The sequence below is a fragment of the Streptomyces sp. NPDC104096 genome, assembly GCF_055584385.1.
This window is the reverse complement of sequence record NZ_JBVJMD010000006.1, coordinates 1-15,979: the sequence shown is the minus strand read 5'-3', so window position 1 is coordinate 15,979 and position 15,979 is coordinate 1. Positions and strand designations below refer to the sequence as shown.

Genomic DNA, 15,979 nt, shown 5'->3' with positions numbered 1-15,979 from the left:
GTCGTGTCGACCGTGCAGCCATACCCTGATGGCCGCACTCGTGCCCACGGCAACGACGTGCCGGTGAGCGAGCTGGTGCAGCAGGCGTCGCAGCAGCTCACGGAGCTGGTGCGCGGCGAGATGAGGCTGGCCCAGGCGGAGATGAAGGAGAAGGGCAAGCGCTACGGCAAAGGCGGTGGCCTGTTCGGCGGCGCCGGAGTGGTGGGCTTCCTGATGCTGCAGGCGCTGGTGGCAACCGTGATAGCAGCTCTCGCCGTGCCGCTGCCGGTATGGGCTGCGGCGCTGATCGTTGCTGCGGTGCTGGGTGTGACAGCTGCGGTGATGGCCCTGAGCGGAAGGAAGCAGATCGAGGAGGGCGCGTCGCCGATACCCGAGCAGACGGTGGAGAGCGTGAGGGCCGACGTGGCCGAGATCAAGGAGAGTGCACAGCGATGACCCAGCCGCCCCACGACGAGCCCACCGCTTCCAGCCCCGAGGAACTGCGCGAGCAGGTCGAGGAGACCCGTCAGGAGCTCGGGCAGACGGTCGAGGCGCTGGCGGCCAAGACCGACGTCCGGGCCCGCGCCCAGGAGAAGGCCGCCGAGGTCAAGCAGCAGGCCACCGCCAAGGCCGGGGAGCTGAAGACCAAAGCGGCCCAGGCCGTGACTCAGGTGCAGGACAAGATTCCCGACCCGGTAAAGGACAAGGCCGCATCCGCCGCCGACCAGGCCCGGGCCAAGGCCGCTCAGGTTGCTGACCTGCTGCAGGACAAGACGCCCGAACCGGTACGGCACAAGGCAGCCCAGGGAGCACAGGCGGCGCGGGACAACCGCCCCCTGGTGCTCGCGGCGGCCGCAGGCGCCGTCCTGGTGTGGCTGGCACGGCGCCGCACGAAGGGATGAGCGGATGAAAGCCTCGAAGATCGCCTACAAGCCGGTCGGTCTCGCCCTGGGAGCCGTGAGCGGCATGCTCGCCGGCGCTGTGTTCAAGCAGGCTTGGAAGACGCTCGGTCACGAAGAGGACGCCCCCGACGCCACCGACGAGGAGCGCGCCTGGACCGAGGTTCTGCTCGCCGCCGCCCTGCAGGGCGCAATCTTCGCCGGGGTCAAGGCTGCCGTTGACCGAGCCGGCGCCACTGCCACGCGCCGCCTGACCGGCACCTGGCCCGGCTGACAACAGATGCGGAACGGGGGTGCCGGTGTGACGTAAATACCGGCGCCCCTGCAATACCGGCACCCCCTGCTTGCATTCCCCGCACGGAAGGTCGCACCACCGTGTCCGCTTCCCACATGATGTCCGCCCTGAGCGCCGCGGCAGTCATCGGCATCGTCCTGGCCGCCAGGTGGGCCGCCACCCGCCCGTCACGCAGCCTCCATGGCGCCAGCGCCGGCTGCCCCTGGTGGCACCGCACTGCGGCCGCACCGGATACGACCTCGCCTCCCGCGCCGGACGAGGCCGCACGGGAGGCCGTGAAGGAGGCCGAAGAGCACGTCCAGCGCTGCTGGCGGCAACTGCGAACCCAACCTGACCGGCCCGACTGACCAAATGCACCGAACCCATGGTCACCGACCTTCCTCGTCGTACTGGGTACGCTCCGAGGAGTGGCCGGTTCCCGCTGTCGCGGAAGAAGCGTTTGATCTCGCCGATGACGCAGGGGACGGCGAAGGAGGTGAACCCGACCTCGCAGGAAAGGTCGAAGCGGTCGATGGCCCTGATGAGACCGATCGTGCCGACCTGGACGACGTCTTCCAATCCCAGGCGTTTTGGGGGAAACCCGCGCCGGGTCGGCGATCTGCGGTAGTGCGCCGGTCGCCGTTGCGCTCTTCTCGGTCACCAAGGACCGTCGGGCGGGCCCGGGCGGCGTGAACGGCGTGCGTCCCCGCGGGTGGTGGGCGGTGCCGCAGAAACGAGACGGTGCTGCGTCATGCACAACGGACTGCAGAGCGCCCGTCGCGAGTTACGTGAGTAACCGGCGTGGACGGATTTGGCGTGCGGCGGTCTTGTGCCGCGGAATCGTGAGTTGCGGGCCGGCCGGCACGTCATGGCCTGACGGGTGGTGCAGGCGATCTCGCCCCGGCAGCCCGGCAACCGGCTACGGTCTACTTGTCGGCACTGGGGATGGCCAGGGGGTCGCTGGGGGCGTTCTTCTTGGCGCTTTCCATCCGGTCGCCGAGTTCTGTGAGCCGGTTGCGTCCCATGGCCTTGCGGACCTCGGGGAACCACTCCTTTTCCTCTTCCTCGACGTGGTGACGCACGTTCTCGATGAGGACGGTCATCTTGGCGTCGAACCGCTCGTCGGCCGGATCGAGATCCTTCAGTTCGGAAAGCATCCACAGCACGACATGGTGTTCCTCGACGCTTTCGAGGACGTGGTCCTTGGTGTCGGGGGCCGCTTCCCGGGAGGCCGGATAGAAGATCTCCTCCTCGATGAAGGCATGGGTGGTGAGCTCTTCGATCACCTGGTCAGCGATCTTCCGCTTCTCGGCGTGGGCGTTGTCGCCGGCCTTCTCGAACTGCTTGAACAGCTTCTCCACCGTCTTGTGGTCTTCCTTGAGCAGCACGATCCCGTCCACAGATTCCTCCACCTCGTTGTCTCCCGGAAGCTGGGTGCGCCCGGGACGACTGTGTACCCCCGAACGCTCTCGATATCGGCTGGGGCTTCCGCCGTTGGCACCCATGGGGGCGGGACCGAGCCGTTTTCCCCGAGTCCGGGACCGGTCGGCCACCGGGTTGCGAATGTCAGCTGCCCAAGGGCACCCCTGGTACGTGGGCCACCTGGAGGCGGCCCTGCGGCTGATGCCCGCCGAGACGAACATCGCCGGGCACACCGTCGTCCGGGACGTCCTGCTGCCCGGCGCCGTGCTCCCGGCCGTGCTCTTCGCGATCCTGTGCGCCTACCCGTACTTCGAACGGTGGATCACCGGCCCCGGCCCCGAACAGCACCTGTGCGACCGCCCGCGCAACCAGCCCACCCGTACCGCGCCGGGCGTCGCCGCGGTCACGGTCCACGCCGTGCTGCTGATGGCGGGCGGTCAGGACGTGCCGGCGTACCGCTTCCAGGTCAGACTGGAGTTGCCGACGTACATCTTCCGCACGTCCCTGTTCGTGCTCCCGTTCCTGGCCTACCACGCCACGAAACGGGCCTGTCGGGGCCTGCAGGCATCCGACCGGCGGCGGCTCATCGAGGGGCAGGAGGCGGAAGAGGTACGACGTACCGCCGGCGGCGGGCTACGAGGGTGCGCACATGCTGCTGCCCCGCGCCGAGGCCTACCGGGTCCTGGTGCGCGACACGTCCCGGCCGCGCGCCCACGGCACGGAGGTCTGGCGCTGGTTCCGCAGACACCTGCTGCGCGACGCCCTCAGCCGCTGGTACTTCGGCGCACGAGTGGAACTGCCGGTCACCGAGTGGCGGCGCCGTCGCGTGGAACTCGTACGGGCGGCACCGGAGAGGGGGACGACAGGTGAAGGAGGTCGAGCCATGACCGATAGCGGCGCCGACGACGCGACCCGCAGGGCACGACCGGACCCCGGCCGGCAGAACCTGCTGTACGGTCCGCAGCCGGACGTGGCGGGAGCGGCCGGCTACCCGGACAGCCCGCCGCGCATGGGCTTCTTCACGGACACCACCGTCTGCATCGGCTGCAAGGCGTGCGAGGTGGCCTGCAAGGAGTGGAACGCCGTCCCCGAGGACGGTCTCGAACTGACCGGCATGTCCTACGACAACACCCAGGGGCTGGGCGCCGACACCTGGCGCCACGTGGCCTTCATCGAACAGCGCAAGCCGCTCGCCGTCCAGGAGCCCGGGGCCGCCCACGACGACGTCGACGTGTTCGCCGCCGCCCGCGTCCTCGGCACCTCCGCCTCGTCGCCCGGACCAGGAGCCACGGCCCCCGCCCCCGGCACCGCCCCGGCGGGCGCACCGGCCGGCGAGATCTCCCCGGTGTCCCCGGACGGGCGCACCGAACTGCGCTGGCTCATGGCCTCCGACGTGTGCAAGCACTGCACCCACGCGGCCTGTCTCGACGTGTGCCCCACCGGATCGCTCTTCCGCACCGAGTTCGGCACGGTCGTCGTCCAGGAGGACATCTGCAACGGCTGCGGCTACTGCGTGCCCGCCTGCCCCTACGGCGTCATCGACCAGCGAAAGGACGACGGACGCGTCTGGAAGTGCACGCTGTGCTACGACCGGCTCGGCGTCGGCATGGAACCGGCCTGTGCGAAGGCGTGCCCGACCGACTCGATCCAGTTCGGGCCCCTGGACGAACTGCGGGAGCGGGCGTCCGGCCGGGTCGGCCAGTTGCACGCCGCGGGCGTCGCCGACGCCCGGCTCTACGGCGAGGATCCCGGTGACGGGGTCGGCGGCGACGGCGCGTTCTTCCTGCTGCTGGACGAGCCGGAGGTGTACGGCCTGCCCCCGGACCCGGTGGTCACCACCCGGGACCTGCCCGACATGTGGCGGCACGCGGCGCTGGCGGCGGCCACGCTCATGACGCTCGCCGTCGGCAGTTTCGTGCGCGTCGGTCCGAGGAGGCGGCGATGAGCGGTTCCGATGTGACACGCGACGGCGTCCGGGGGGCCCGGCCCGGCCGGAACGCCGTCACCGGCAAGTACGGCAGGCGCCGGAAGGGCCGCGGCGAGCGCAGCATGGTGCCGGACGCCGAGTTCTCCTCGTACTACGGCAAACCGATCCTGAACAAGCCCACCTGGAAACCGCTCGACATCGCCGGCTACCTGTACCTGGGCGGGCTCGCGGGCACCTCCTCGCTGCTGGCCGCCGGTGGGCAGCTGACCGGCCGTCCCGCGCTGGCCCGGGCCGCGAAGCTGGCCGCGACGGGCGGGATCTCGCTGTCGCTGGCCGCACTGGTCCACGACCTGGGCCGCCCGGCCCGCTTCCTCAACATGCTGCGCGTCCTGAAGCCGACCTCGCCGATGAGCGTGGGCTCCTGGCTGCTGGCCGGATACGCCCCGCTGACCATGGCGGCCGCGGCGAGCGACGTCGCGAACCGGTACCGGCCGGTGGGTGCGGCCGCCACCGCGTCGGCCGCCGTCCTGGGACCGGCGGTCGTCACCTACACCGCCGTGCTGATCGCGGACACCGCCGTGCCGTCCTGGCACGAGGGCTACCGTGAGCTGCCGTTCGTCTTCGCGGGTTCCGGCGCGACCGCGGCGGCCGGGCTGGCGATGCTGGCGGCGCCGCCCGCGCAGACCGGGCCCGTCCGGCGGCTCGCGGCTCTGGGCGCAGCCCTGGAACTAGGCTGCTTCCAGCTCATGAAGCACCGGCTGGGCAGCCTGCTGACCGAGCCGTACGAACAGGGCCGGGCGCACACCCTGCTGCGCACGTCGGAACTCCTCACGGCGGGCGGCGCGGCCCTGGCGGCCCTCGGCGGCCGACGGCCCCACCGCGCCCTCACGGCGGTGGCGGGCGCGGCCCTGCTGACCGGCTCGGCGGCCCTGCGCTTCGGCGTGTTCCACGCCGGCGTCGCCTCGGCCGAGGACCCGAAGTACACGGTCGTACCGCAACGGGAGCGGCTCGACGCCGGGGCAGCGGACGGGACACCGAACCAGCCGTGAGGTCTGCCGCGCGGAAGGCGGCCGGGTAGGGCGGCGGCTCACGGTGCAGCCACGCGGTCGCCAGGCCCGCGCGGGCGGCGCCGTCGACGTCCCAGGGGCGTGCGGAGACGAGCATCGCCCCGTTCGCCGCCGCCCCGGCCGTACGCAGGGCGCAAGCGTAGACGGCCGGGGCCGGCTTCCGGACACCCGGCGCCTCGATGTCCACGTGCGCCTCGAAGCAGCCGGTGAGCCGGCCCGGCCGAGAAGCGCACGGGTGGTGGCGACCGTCCCGTCGGTCAGGGTCAGCAGGCGGTGGCCGGCTGCACAGGGCACGTACACCGTCGGGGACGGCTGGGTGGTGCGCGGGCAGCCCGGGCAGTGCGCCCAGCACATGGGCCACGGCGGGGTCCGGGTCGGTGTCGGGCGCGCGCCGGGTGAGGAAGGTGCGCAGCAGGTACGCCGCCACGGCCGCGAAGGAGGCGTGGCCGCCCGCCAGGGTCAGGACCGTGCCGTCGCGCAGGACACCCGCGAACCAGGTGGGCGGCAGGTGTCCGGGCAGGCCGACATCGGTCGGCCGGGCGGCGAGCGGGCCCGTGCCGGTCAGGGTCTCGTCGACATCGAAGACCAGGACGCCTGGCAGCCGGTCACGGTCCACGCAGCTCACCGCCTTCCGCGGCGAGTGCCGCGCGTGCTCCCGTTGGTCCTGCCAGGCGGTCCACGCCACCAGGAACACCGCGAACGCGGCGAGGACACCGACGTAGCACGCCTCCAACCGGGGGCGTTCGGCGCACTGCGAGGCGGAGTCCACCAGCCCGTCGTCCGCGAGGTGCTGGACGACGGCGACCGGGTCGCCGACGAGGCACTGGCGCAGGAACGCGAGGGCGCCCGCACCCTGACCGCGCTCGGTGCGGCGGCACCCGACAGCGAGGAGTTCGACGACCTCGTCGGACAGCTCGTCGACCAGCTGCGACAGCACGTGGCCCGCGAGGATGCCGTGTTCGCCCGGCTGCGGGAGAATTCCTACCAGAAGGACCGGGAGCGGCTCGGCGAGAGGGTCGTGCGCGCCTGGCGGGCCGCACCGGCCCGCCCTCACCCGCACACCCCGCAGCAGCCGGCGGCGGTCGTCGCGGGCGCCGGCACCGCCGCGGCGCTCATGGACCACGTCCGGGACACACCCGGCAGCCGGCCCGCCGACCGCCGGGGCACGGAACGGGAGGACTGAACCGTGGGCCTACGCACCTGGATCGACTCCTGGCCGGTCTACCGACAGCTCACCGGCACCGACCCGCTGGGCCGCGGCGCCGCCGCGAAGAGCGGGCACAGCGCCCGGCTGACCCCCCGGGTGGCGAGCGCGGACCGTGTGGTGAAGTCGGTCTGCCCCTACTGCGCGGTCGGCTGCGGCCAGAACGTCTACGTCGAGAACGGCAAGGTCACCCAGATCGAGGGCGACCCCGACTCCCCGGTCTCCCGCGGCCGCCTCTGTCCCAAGGGCTCGGCCAGCCTCCAGCTGACCACCGGCGACTCCCGCGAACACCAGGTCCTCTACCGGCGCCCGCACGGCACCACCTGGGAACACCTGGACCTCGACACCGCGATGGACATGATCGCCGACCGGGTCATCGAGTCCCGCAGGGCCGGCTGGCAGTGGGAGGTCGACGAGACCCGCACCCGCCGCACCCTCGGCGTCGCGAGCCTCGGCGGAGCGACCCTCGACAACGAGGAGAACTACCTGCTCAAGAAGTTGTACACGGCGATCGGCGCGATCCAGATCGAGAACCAGGCGCGTGTTTGACACTCCTCCACCGTTCCCAGTCTGGGAACCTCGTTCGGACGCGGCGGCGCGACGACCTTCCAGCAGGACCTCCAGCACTCGGACTGCATCGTCGTCCAGGGCTCGAACATGGCCGAGTGCCACCCGGTCGGGTTCCAGTGGGTCATGGAGGCCAAGGCCCGCGGCGCCAAACTGATCCATGTCGACCCGCGGTTCACCCGCACCAGCGCACTGGCCGACCTGCACGTACCGCTGCGCGCGGGCACCGACATCGCCTTCCTCGGCGGGATCGTCAACTACGTCCTGGAACAGGAGAAGTACTTCCGGGAGTACGTCGTCGCGTACACCAACGCGTCCGTGATCCTCGGCGAGGACTTCCGGGACACCGAGGACCTGGACGGTGTCTTCTCCGGCCTCGACCCCGACAGCCGCTCCTACGACAACAGCAGCTGGCAGTACGAGGGCATGGAGGTGCAGGCGGCCTCCGGTCAGCGGGACGAGGAGTACGACAAGCGCACCGACGGCGGCAGCTCGGTGACCGAGGCCGCGCGCGGCGAGGCACACGGCTCCGGCGGCGCCGACATCGGCGAGGGCGAGCCCGAGCGGGACGAGACGCTCACCCACCCGCGCTGCGTCCTCCAGGTCCTCAGGCGGCACTTCGCCCGCTACACACCGGAGACCGTCGAACAGATCTGCGGTGTCCCGCAGGACGTCTTCCGCCAGGTCTGCGAACTGGTCACCGACAACTCCGGGCGCGACCGCACCACCGCCTTCGCCTACGCGGTCGGCTGGACCCAGCACACCGTCGGCGTGCAGTACATCCGCGCCGCCGCCATCCTGCAGACCCTGCTCGGCAACATCGGCCGGCCCGGCGGCGGCATCCTCGCACTGCGCGGACACGCCTCCATCCAGGGCTCCACCGACATCCCCACGCTGTTCAACCTGCTGCCCGGCTACCTCCCCATGCCGCACGCCCACCAGAACCAGGACCTGGACGCGTACGTGGAGGCGGAGGCCGCCCGCAAGGGCTACTGGGGCAACATGCGCTCCTACCTGGTGAGCCTGCTCAAGGCGTACTGGGGCGACGCGGCCACCCCGGAGAACGACTTCTGCTTCGACTACCTGCCGCGCCTGACCGGCTCCCACTCCACCTACGAGACGACGATGGCCCAGCTGGAGGGGGTCTGCAAGGGCTACTTCGTGCTCGGCGAGAACCCCGCCGTCGGCAACGCCAACGCCAAACTGATGCGGCTGGGCATGGCCAACCTGGACTGGCTGGTGGTCCGAGACTTCTCGCTCATCGAGTCGGCCACCTGGTGGCAGGACGGTCCCGAGATCGAGACCGGCGAGCTGCGCACCGAGGACATCCGCGCCGAGGTGTTCTTCCTGCCGGCCGCCGCGCACACCGAGAAGGACGGCAGCTTCACCAACACCCAGCGGATGCTCCAGTGGCACCACCAGGCCGTCGAACCGCCGGGGGAGTGCCGCAGCGAGCTGTGGTTCGCCTTCCACCTCGGCCGGATCATCCGCGAGAAGCTGGCCGGCTCCACCGACCCCATGGACCAGCCGGTGCTGGACCTCACCTGGGACTACCCGACCAAGGGCACGCTGGCCGAACCTGAGGCGGAGGCCGTCCTCGCCGAGATCAACGGCTACGACGCCGAGGGCAACCCGCTCGCCTCCTACGAACAGCTCAACGCCGACGGCTCCACCGCCTGCGGCTGCTGGATCTACTGCGGGGTCTACGCCGACGGCGTCAACCAGGCCGCCCGCCGCAAACCCGGCAAGGAACAGAACTGGGTCGCGAACGAATGGGCCTGGGCCTGGCCTGCCAACCGGCGCATCCTCTACAACCGCGCCTCCGCCGACCCGGACGGCAGGCCGTGGAGCGAACGCAAGGCCCTGGTGTGGTGGGACGGGGAACAGGCGAAGTGGGTCGGCCACGACATCCCCGACTTCGCCGACGACAAGTCCCCGCACCACCGCCCGCCACCCGGCGCGAGGGGCGCCGAGGCACTCTCGGGCACCGACCCGTTCATCATGCAGGCCGACGGAAAGGCCTGGCTGTACGTGCCCTCCGGCCTCACCGACGGCCCGCTGCCCACCCACTACGAGCCACAGGACTCCCCGTTCCCGAACCTGCTCTACGGCCAGCAGCGCAACCCCGTACGGCAGTTGATGCCGCCCCACCCCGACAACCGCTACCAGCCCAGTGGCACCGAGCCCGGCTCCGAGGTCTTCCCGTACGTGGCCACCACCTACCGGCTCACCGAGCACCACACCGCCGGCGGCATGTCCCGGTGGCAGCCCTACCTGGCGGAGCTGCAACCCGAGTTCTTCTGCGAGGTGTCACCCGAACTCGCCGCCGAGCGCGGCCTGGAGCACACCGGCTGGGCGACGATCGTCAGCGCCCGCGGCGTGGTCGAGGCCCGGGTGCTGGTCACCGACCGGATGGCCCCGCTGACCGTGCAGGGCCGCCGGCTCCACCAGGTCGGCCTGCCCTACCACTGGGGCCCCAACGGCTACAGCACCGGAGACGCGGCCAACGAACTGCTGCACCTGTCCCTCGACCCCAACACCCACATCCAGGAGACCAAGGCCTTCGCCGTCGACATCCGCCCCGGCCGCCGCCCACGCGGCCCGGACTCCCTGGCACTGGTGCGCTCCTACCGCGCCCGGGCGGGCATCGACGAGCACACGGGCACGGAGCCGTGAGATCGCCGGGGCCGGGTTCCGGTCAGCGCAGTACGAGCGAGTACGGCCCCCGCGGCACCAGTTCCCCGATCACCGGCGCCCCCGGCACCTCCCCGGCCACCAGCAACCCGCCGGAGGTCTGGGCGTCGGCCAGCAGCAGCCGGATATCGGCGTCGGTGTCCCCGAAGTCGGTGTACGGCGCCACCCACTCCAGGTTGCGCCGGGTGCCGCCGCTGACGTACCCGTCGCGGACCGCCTCCCGGGCACCCTCCAGAAAAGGCACCGCGGCGGTGTCCAGTACGGCGGTCACCCCGGAGGCGCGGGCCAGTTTGTGCAGATGACCCAGCAGACCGAAGCCCGTGACGTCGGTGGCACAGCTCGCCCCGGCGGCCAGCGCGGCGGCGGAGGCGTCCCGGTTCAGGGCCGCCATGGTCGCGACCGCCTGCTCGAACCGCTCGCCGGTCGCCTTGTGCCGGTTGTTCAGCACGCCCACTCCGAGCGGCTTGGTCAGCGACAGCGGCAGGCCGGGCCGCCCGGTGTCGTTGCGCAGCAGCCGCGCCGGGTCCGCGACACCGGTGACCGCCATGCCGTACTTGGGCTCGGGGTCGTCCACGCTGTGCCCGCCGCCGACATGGCAGCCCGCCTCGGTCGCCACGTCGAGGCCGCCGCGCAGCACCTCACGGGCCAGCTCGAACGGCAGCCGGTCGCGGGGCCAGCCGAGCAGGTTGACCGCGAGCAGGGGCCGGCCGCCCATCGCGTACACGTCCGACAGCGCGTTGGCGGCGGCGATCCGCCCCCAGTCGTAGGGGTCGTCGACGACCGGTGTGAAGAAGTCGGCGGTGCACACCACAGCCGTCCCCACCGCTCCGGGCAGGGTGACCACGGCCGCGTCGTCGCCGGTGGCGAGGCCGACGAGCAGCGGGCTGTCGGTGCCGGTGAGGGAGGGCGCGGTCAGCCCGCTGACGACCTCCTCCAGCTCACCGGGCGGGATCTTGCAGGCGCAGCCGCCACCGTGGGCGAACTGTGTGAGCCGTACGGACGCCGGGCGGGTCGCTGGTGTCATTCCGCTCTCCTGGGGAACTAGCGTGGCGGTCGGTGGAGGCGTGTGGGTGCCTGGTGGCCCTCCCGGTCTTCAAAACCGAGGTGCCCGAGGATCTCGGGCAGGCGGGTTCGATTCCCGTCCGCCTCCGTCCCCCGCCCGCTCCCGGCAGCGTCGGCGTGTGTCGTCCACGCGCTCCGTGTACCCGCGGGCGTCCAGGTGCTCCAGCAGCGGCACCGCCACCCGCCGCGTGGTGTCCAGCGCCTGCCGGGCCTCGCTCGGCGTGAACGGCTGGGGCAGCCCCGCGAGTACGGCGGCCGCCCGCCCGTCCGCGCCCGGCAGCAGCACGATCCCCTCGGCGATCCGCAGCAGCGTCCCGGCCGCCTCCGCCGCGGCCACCGCCCTGCGGGAAAGGCCCAGTTCGGCGAGCCGGGCGGCGTCCGGGGCGCGGAACGGAGCCCGTTCGAGGTCCGCGCGTACGGCGTCCACCGCCTTTTGCACCGGGGGCGGCAGGGACGGACGCCGTCCCTCGGTGCCGTACAGCCGGCCCTGGCGGACCGTGAGCCCCGGGGTCTGGGCGACGAGTGCGTCGACCAGGGCCCGGTCGGGCAGGCCCAGCAGCCGGCGGGCGGCCTCGGAGGGCAGCCCGGGCTCCAGGGGACGGTCAGCGGCATGCCGGTCCACCGCTTCGGCCAGGCTCCTGCCCAGTCGCGCCCAGTGGTCCGCGTCGACGAGCCAGTCCCCGGCCACGGGCGCGACCGGCGCCGGGACGCCCATCGCGAGCAGTTCCGGGCGCCGGATCGGTCCGCGCCTGCGCAGCTCGGCCACCCCGTCCGCGGAGCCGCTCATGCCGGTCAGCTCCGCCGCCCGTGCCCGCCCCGCACCCCGCCCGGCCAGCCGCGGCGGCCGGACGTCCAGCACGGTCGCGGCACACGGCACGCGCCGGCCGCCCGGTTCGCGCAGCACCGCGCGGTCGCCGACGCGCAACGGCAGCTGTCGGCCCAGGGTGAGCCGGGCGGTGTCCTCGCCCAGCGGGCGGACGGTCACCGGGACGGCGGCGGTGCCGATGTGCAGGCTGACGCTCCGGGGCAGGTCGGCGACGGCCTGTCCGGTGACCCGGACGTCCACGAGCCCGGTGAGCAGCCAGCGCCCCGGCGCCAGCAGCACCTCGCCGCGACGCAGTTCGCCCACACCGGGGCCGTGCACGTTGACGGCCACGCGCGCGACCCCGCTCACGGCGGAGCGGTCCTCGTGCAGGGACTGGAGCCCGCGGACCCGCAGCACGGTCCTGCCGTCACCCGTCACCAGCCGGTCCCCGACCCGCAGGGTGCCCGCCCCGAGCGTGCCGGTGACCACCGTGCCGTGCCCCCGCACCGTGAACGCCCGGTCCAGCCAGAGCCGGACGTCCGCAGCGGCGGGCGGCACCGGCAGGCGGGCCGCCAACTTCCCCAGTTCGGCACGGAGTCCATCGAGTCCGGCGCCGGTCACCGCGCTGACCGCGACGGCGGGGACCGTGCCGAGCGAGGTGGCCGCCAGCCGCTCGCGGGCATCGGCCAGCACGGGCGCCGGATCCGCCAGGTCGCCGCGGCTGACGGCGAGGACGGCGTGCCGGACCCCGAGGGCGTCGAGGATCGCCAGGTGCTCCTCGGACTGCGGCTGCCAGCCCTGGTCGGCGGCCACCACGAACAGCACCGCGGGCACCGGGCCGACACCGGCCAGCATCGTCGCCACGAACCTCTCGTGGCCCGGCACGTCCACGAAGGCGAGTTCCTCGCCGTCCGCGCCGAGCCGGGTCCACACGAACCCCAGGTCCAGGGTGAGCCCCCGGCGGCGCTCTTCCTCGAAGCGGTCCGGTTCCATGCCCGTCAACGCCCGCACCAGGGCGGACTTGCCGTGGTCGACGTGTCCCGCGGTGGCCAGCACCCGCATGAGGCCCGCCTCCTACCCGGCCGCCGCGGCACGGACCGCCCCGGCCAGCCGGGCGTCTTCCTCCGGCGGCACCGCCCGCAGATCGAGCAGACAGCGCCCCGCCTCCAGCCGCCCGACCACCGGGACCCGCCCGGCCCGCAGCACGGCGGCGAACGGCTCGGGCAACGACAGCGCGGCACTGGGCAGCGTCACCCCGGGCGCCCCGCCCCCGCCGACCGTGGCGGCACTGCCGACGGACCGTGCGTCGATACCGTCGGCGGCGAGCGCGGCGGCGAGCCGGTCGGCGCGTTCGCGCAGCGCTGTGGGGTCGGCGGTCAGCGCGGCGGCGGTCGGCGTGGGCGGCCCGGTGAGGGTGGCCTCCAGAGCGGCCAGGGTCAGCTTGTCCACGCGCAGGGCACGGGCCAGCGGATGCCGGGCGAGGGCGTGGACCAGGCCCTCCTCCCCGAGCAGGAGCCCGCACTGCGGCCCGCCGAGCAGCTTGTCGCCGCTCGCCGTGACCAGAGCGGCGCCGGCCCGCAACTGGGTCGCGGCGTCCGGCTCGTCCGGCAGCAGAGGGTGCGGGCCGAGCAGCCCGGAGCCGATGTCGACGACGACCGGGACACCCAGCCCGGTGAGCTCGTCCACCTCCGCGGCCCGAGTGAACCCGGTGATGAGGAAGTTGGACGGATGCACCTTCAGCACGAACCCCGTGTCAGGACCGACCACGGCGGCGTAGTCGCCGGCGGTGGTGCGGTTGGTGGTGCCCACCTCGCGCAGCCGGGCACCTGTGGAAGAGAGCAGGTCGGGCAGCCGGAACCCGTCGCCGATCTCCACCATCTCGCCGCGGCTGACGACGATCTCCTTGCCGGCGGCGAGCGCGGTCGCGGCCAGCGCCAGCGCGGCCGCGCCGTTGTTGACGACATGTACGGCCCCCGCCGCCGGCACCCGGTCGGCCAGTGCCCGCAACGCCGTGCGCCCGCGCCGGGCCCGTACCCCGGTGTCCAGGTCCAACTCCACATCGGTCGGCCCCGCGGCCCCCGCCACCGCCCGCCGGGCCGCGTCCGACAGCGGCGCCCGGCCCAGGTTGGTGTGCAGGAGCACACCGGTCGCGTTGATCACCGGGCGCAGCCCGCACGCCGTGTCCGGGAGCAGCGCGAGCGCCTCACCCGCCACGTCCTCCGGCGCCACCCGTCCGGCCCGGGCCCGATCCTGTGCCTCCCGGACGGCGGCCCTGACCACGGGCGCACCGAGCAGCCGCGCGGCCTCGGCCAGCCGCGGCTCCCGCAGCAGCACATCCGTACGCGGAACCAGCCGGCGCACGTCGGGCCCCCGCCACGCCGTGCCGGACACCGCCCGCCCCGGCTCCGTGCCCTTCTCCTCCGCTGCACCCCGCGGACCCATGCGGCTACGTCCCTCCGCCCCGCCTCAGACTGCCCGACCACCCCCATCGTCCTCCAGCGCCCCCCGCGGGCCCTCCGACACGCTGAGCGACCGGGAACTCGGCGCATCAGGGCATGCGGCAGGCAGCTGCCGCGGTGCCCAAGGGCGTGCGCGGGTCGACTTCAGGCCGGCGAAAGAACCACCGATCGCCGCCGCACCGGTTGACGTGGTGCTGCTCGCAGGACGGGCCCGCTCCGTACACCGACCCGCTATCGCCCTTGGGGCGACCAGGCCGAGGTGGTTCGGCCATGGCAGTCGCCTGGTCTTCCTCTCCTCCATGACGTGGACGTCCACGGACAGGCGGCGATGGGCCGGTACCGACATCGGGTGCTCCGACCCGGGCCGCGCGCGTATTTACAGGGTGCGGGTCAGACGATCGGTGAGCACCCGGTGAAGCGGGCCGGGTCGGGCAGGTAGCCGCTTTCGGCGAGCAGCGCGCTGCCGTAAATCAGCTCGGCGATCTCCGCCGGTGCGGGGTCGTCGGCGTTGGCGCCGTGTGCTGTGCGCAGGGCGGTGATCAGTGGGTGCGCGGGGTTGAGTTCCAGGATCCTCTTGACGGTGGGCAGTTGCTGGCCCACCGCCCGGTGCATCTTCTCCAGGTTCGGCGTCACGTCGTGGGCGTCACCGACGATGCAGGCCGCCGAGGTCGTCAGGCGGACCTGCTTGATCTGCTCGGACAGGGTGGTGTCAGCCACGGCAGCAGGGCCGCGAAGCCCTGTTCGCGCCGGGCCTTCTCGGTATCGGTTTCCGTCTCGCCCTCGGCGTCGGTGCGCTCGGTGGCCATCGGGATCGGCCAGCGGATGAAGACCGAGTACTGCTCGACGATCTGGCGGATCTTCGGCTCGGAGAGGTAGTCGGCGAGCCCGTCCTCGCTGTCGGCGGGCTCGAGGTGCAGGGTGACCGAGGTGCCCGCGGGCAGGCCGTCGACGGTCTGGAGGTCGTAGGTGCCCTCGCCGTCGGACTCCCACTGGGTGCCGGAGTCGGTGCCTGCCCGCCGGGTGCGCAGCGTGACCTTGTCGGCGACCATGAACGCCGAGTAGAAGCAGAAGCCGACGCCGAACCGTCCGATCAGGCTCTCGGCGGTCGCGGCGTCCTTGGAATCCTTGATCCTCTCCAGCAGGCCGGCGGTGCCGGACTGGGCGATCGTGCCGATCGGCTCGACAAGGTCGTCCCGGTCATGCCGATTCCGTTGTCACGGACGGCCAAGGTGTGGGCATCCTCGTCGACCTCCAACCGGATGTGCAGGTCGGTGGTGTCGAGCTCGGGGTGGCTGGAGTCGGTCAGGCGTCGTCGGTGGTTGTCGTCGTGCGCCGGTGTTCTAGGGCGTCCAGGGATTCGGCGAGGCCGGTGTGGCGGGCGTCGAGGTAGGGGCGCATGCCGGTCAGGGGGGCGATGAGCGCGGCGGCGTCGGCTGTGCCGAGGGCGGCGTGCAGGGCGGCCTGGGCCGGGCGTGCTTCGGGCGCGAGCTGGTCGAGTGCGGTGATCTGGCCGGCGAGGCGGCGCAGGTCGGCGGCGTTGGCGCGGGCCCAGGTGGCGGAGGAGCGTTCGGCGGCCCTGGCCTGGCGGGTGGCCGTCACGCGCTGTTCGCCGGTGGTGCC

Annotated in this window: 13 protein-coding genes, 1 tRNA gene and 3 pseudogenes; 9 read left to right on the top strand and 8 right to left on the bottom strand. The window is 72.8% G+C overall.

Translation table 11 applies throughout. The features are described from left to right. Positions 1 to 3 precede the first annotated feature (3 nt). The 3 genes from ACZ60B_RS08980 to ACZ60B_RS08970 are packed head-to-tail and all read left to right on the top strand — an operon-like array spanning position 4 to position 1,152. Positions 4 to 435, top strand: coding sequence for a phage holin family protein (locus ACZ60B_RS08980; RefSeq protein ID WP_469385553.1), 432 nt, complete (start codon positions 4 to 6; stop codon positions 433 to 435). Continuing rightward, positions 432 to 881, top strand: a complete 450-nt coding sequence (locus tag ACZ60B_RS08975; RefSeq protein ID WP_469385341.1) for a DUF3618 domain-containing protein — start codon at positions 432 to 434, stop codon at positions 879 to 881. Before ACZ60B_RS08980 ends, ACZ60B_RS08975 begins: the two co-directional genes overlap by 4 nt. Before the next feature lie 4 nt (positions 882 to 885). Continuing rightward, entirely contained in the window at positions 886 to 1,152 is a 267-nt protein-coding gene (locus ACZ60B_RS08970) for a DUF4235 domain-containing protein (protein ID WP_469385340.1), read from the top strand. A 441-nt stretch (positions 1,153 to 1,593) separates the two neighbouring features. Here ACZ60B_RS08970 and ACZ60B_RS08965 read toward each other — a convergent pair. Both ACZ60B_RS08965 and ACZ60B_RS08960 read right to left on the bottom strand, forming a co-directional pair. After that, a pseudogene (locus ACZ60B_RS08965) lies at positions 1,594 to 1,731 on the bottom strand (sigma factor); the annotation flags it as partial. Between the two features lie 347 nt (positions 1,732 to 2,078). Then, positions 2,079 to 2,552, bottom strand: a complete 474-nt coding sequence (locus tag ACZ60B_RS08960; protein ID WP_469385552.1) for a hemerythrin domain-containing protein — start codon at positions 2,550 to 2,552, stop codon at positions 2,079 to 2,081. A gap of 163 nt (positions 2,553 to 2,715) precedes the next feature. Between ACZ60B_RS08960 and ACZ60B_RS08955 the strand changes: the two genes are divergently transcribed. The 5 genes from ACZ60B_RS08955 to fdh all read left to right on the top strand — a co-directional run bounded on the left by ACZ60B_RS08955 (position 2,716) and on the right by fdh (position 10,015). Then, on the top strand, positions 2,716 to 3,444 hold the full coding sequence (locus tag ACZ60B_RS08955; RefSeq protein WP_469385339.1) for a hypothetical protein: 729 nt from the start codon (positions 2,716 to 2,718) through the stop codon (positions 3,442 to 3,444). Positions 3,445 to 3,457: 13 nt separating this feature from the next. Next, a complete protein-coding gene (locus tag ACZ60B_RS08950) occupies positions 3,458 to 4,519 on the top strand; it encodes a 4Fe-4S dicluster domain-containing protein (RefSeq protein WP_469385338.1) in 1,062 nt (353 codons plus the stop codon). Further along, complete coding sequence (gene nrfD, locus ACZ60B_RS08945) at positions 4,516 to 5,550, top strand: NrfD/PsrC family molybdoenzyme membrane anchor subunit (protein ID WP_469385337.1); 1,035 nt, start codon at positions 4,516 to 4,518, stop codon at positions 5,548 to 5,550. The genes ACZ60B_RS08950 and nrfD overlap by 4 nt, the downstream gene beginning before the upstream one ends. Before the next feature lie 253 nt (positions 5,551 to 5,803). Then, positions 5,804 to 6,751, top strand: a complete 948-nt coding sequence (locus tag ACZ60B_RS08940; RefSeq protein WP_469385336.1) for a hypothetical protein — start codon at positions 5,804 to 5,806, stop codon at positions 6,749 to 6,751. Between the two features lie 3 nt (positions 6,752 to 6,754). Beyond that, positions 6,755 to 10,015: a formate dehydrogenase gene (gene fdh / locus ACZ60B_RS08935; RefSeq protein WP_469385335.1), complete on the top strand. Its 3,261-nt coding sequence runs from the start codon at positions 6,755 to 6,757 to the stop codon at positions 10,013 to 10,015. A gap of 22 nt (positions 10,016 to 10,037) precedes the next feature. On the opposite strand, the gene selD is transcribed toward fdh, so the two are convergent. Then, positions 10,038 to 11,057 (bottom strand): selenide, water dikinase SelD, encoded by a 1,020-nt coding sequence (gene selD / locus ACZ60B_RS08930; RefSeq protein ID WP_469385334.1) that lies wholly within the window; start codon positions 11,055 to 11,057, stop codon positions 10,038 to 10,040. A 34-nt stretch (positions 11,058 to 11,091) separates the two neighbouring features. Between selD and ACZ60B_RS08925 the strand changes: the two genes are divergently transcribed. Then, a tRNA-Sec gene (locus tag ACZ60B_RS08925) sits at positions 11,092 to 11,184 on the top strand. Positions 11,185 to 11,219: 35 nt separating this feature from the next. Here ACZ60B_RS08925 and ACZ60B_RS08920 read toward each other — a convergent pair. The 5 genes and pseudogenes from ACZ60B_RS08920 to ACZ60B_RS08900 all read right to left on the bottom strand — a co-directional run. After that, positions 11,220 to 12,962: pseudogene (locus ACZ60B_RS08920) on the bottom strand (SelB domain-containing protein); the annotation flags it as partial. Positions 12,963 to 12,974: 12 nt separating this feature from the next. Further along, positions 12,975 to 14,342, bottom strand: a complete 1,368-nt coding sequence (gene selA / locus ACZ60B_RS08915; protein ID WP_469385333.1) for an L-seryl-tRNA(Sec) selenium transferase — start codon at positions 14,340 to 14,342, stop codon at positions 12,975 to 12,977. 407 nt (positions 14,343 to 14,749) lie between these two features. Beyond that, complete coding sequence (locus ACZ60B_RS08910) at positions 14,750 to 15,076, bottom strand: hypothetical protein (RefSeq protein WP_469385332.1); 327 nt, start codon at positions 15,074 to 15,076, stop codon at positions 14,750 to 14,752. Then, positions 15,031 to 15,408, bottom strand: a complete 378-nt coding sequence (locus tag ACZ60B_RS08905; protein WP_469385331.1) for a hypothetical protein — start codon at positions 15,406 to 15,408, stop codon at positions 15,031 to 15,033. Before ACZ60B_RS08905 ends, ACZ60B_RS08910 begins: the two co-directional genes overlap by 46 nt. 253 nt (positions 15,409 to 15,661) lie before the next feature. Then, positions 15,662 to 15,979, bottom strand: a pseudogene (locus ACZ60B_RS08900) (type III effector protein); the annotation flags it as partial.

Coding starts and splice junctions, on each gene's coding strand:
- ACZ60B_RS08975 (WP_469385341.1), top strand. CDS start 432: ATGACCCAGCCGCCCCACGACGAGCCCACCGCTTCCAGCCCCGAGGAA.
- ACZ60B_RS08970 (WP_469385340.1), top strand. CDS start 886: ATGAAAGCCTCGAAGATCGCCTACAAGCCGGTCGGTCTCGCCCTGGGA.
- ACZ60B_RS08955 (WP_469385339.1), top strand. CDS start 2,716: ATGTCAGCTGCCCAAGGGCACCCCTGGTACGTGGGCCACCTGGAGGCG.
- ACZ60B_RS08950 (WP_469385338.1), top strand. CDS start 3,458: ATGACCGATAGCGGCGCCGACGACGCGACCCGCAGGGCACGACCGGAC.
- nrfD (WP_469385337.1), top strand. CDS start 4,516: ATGAGCGGTTCCGATGTGACACGCGACGGCGTCCGGGGGGCCCGGCCC.
- selD (WP_469385334.1), bottom strand. CDS start 11,057: ATGACACCAGCGACCCGCCCGGCGTCCGTACGGCTCACACAGTTCGCC.
- selA (WP_469385333.1), bottom strand. CDS start 14,342: ATGGGTCCGCGGGGTGCAGCGGAGGAGAAGGGCACGGAGCCGGGGCGG.
- ACZ60B_RS08905 (WP_469385331.1), bottom strand. CDS start 15,408: ATGGTCGCCGACAAGGTCACGCTGCGCACCCGGCGGGCAGGCACCGAC.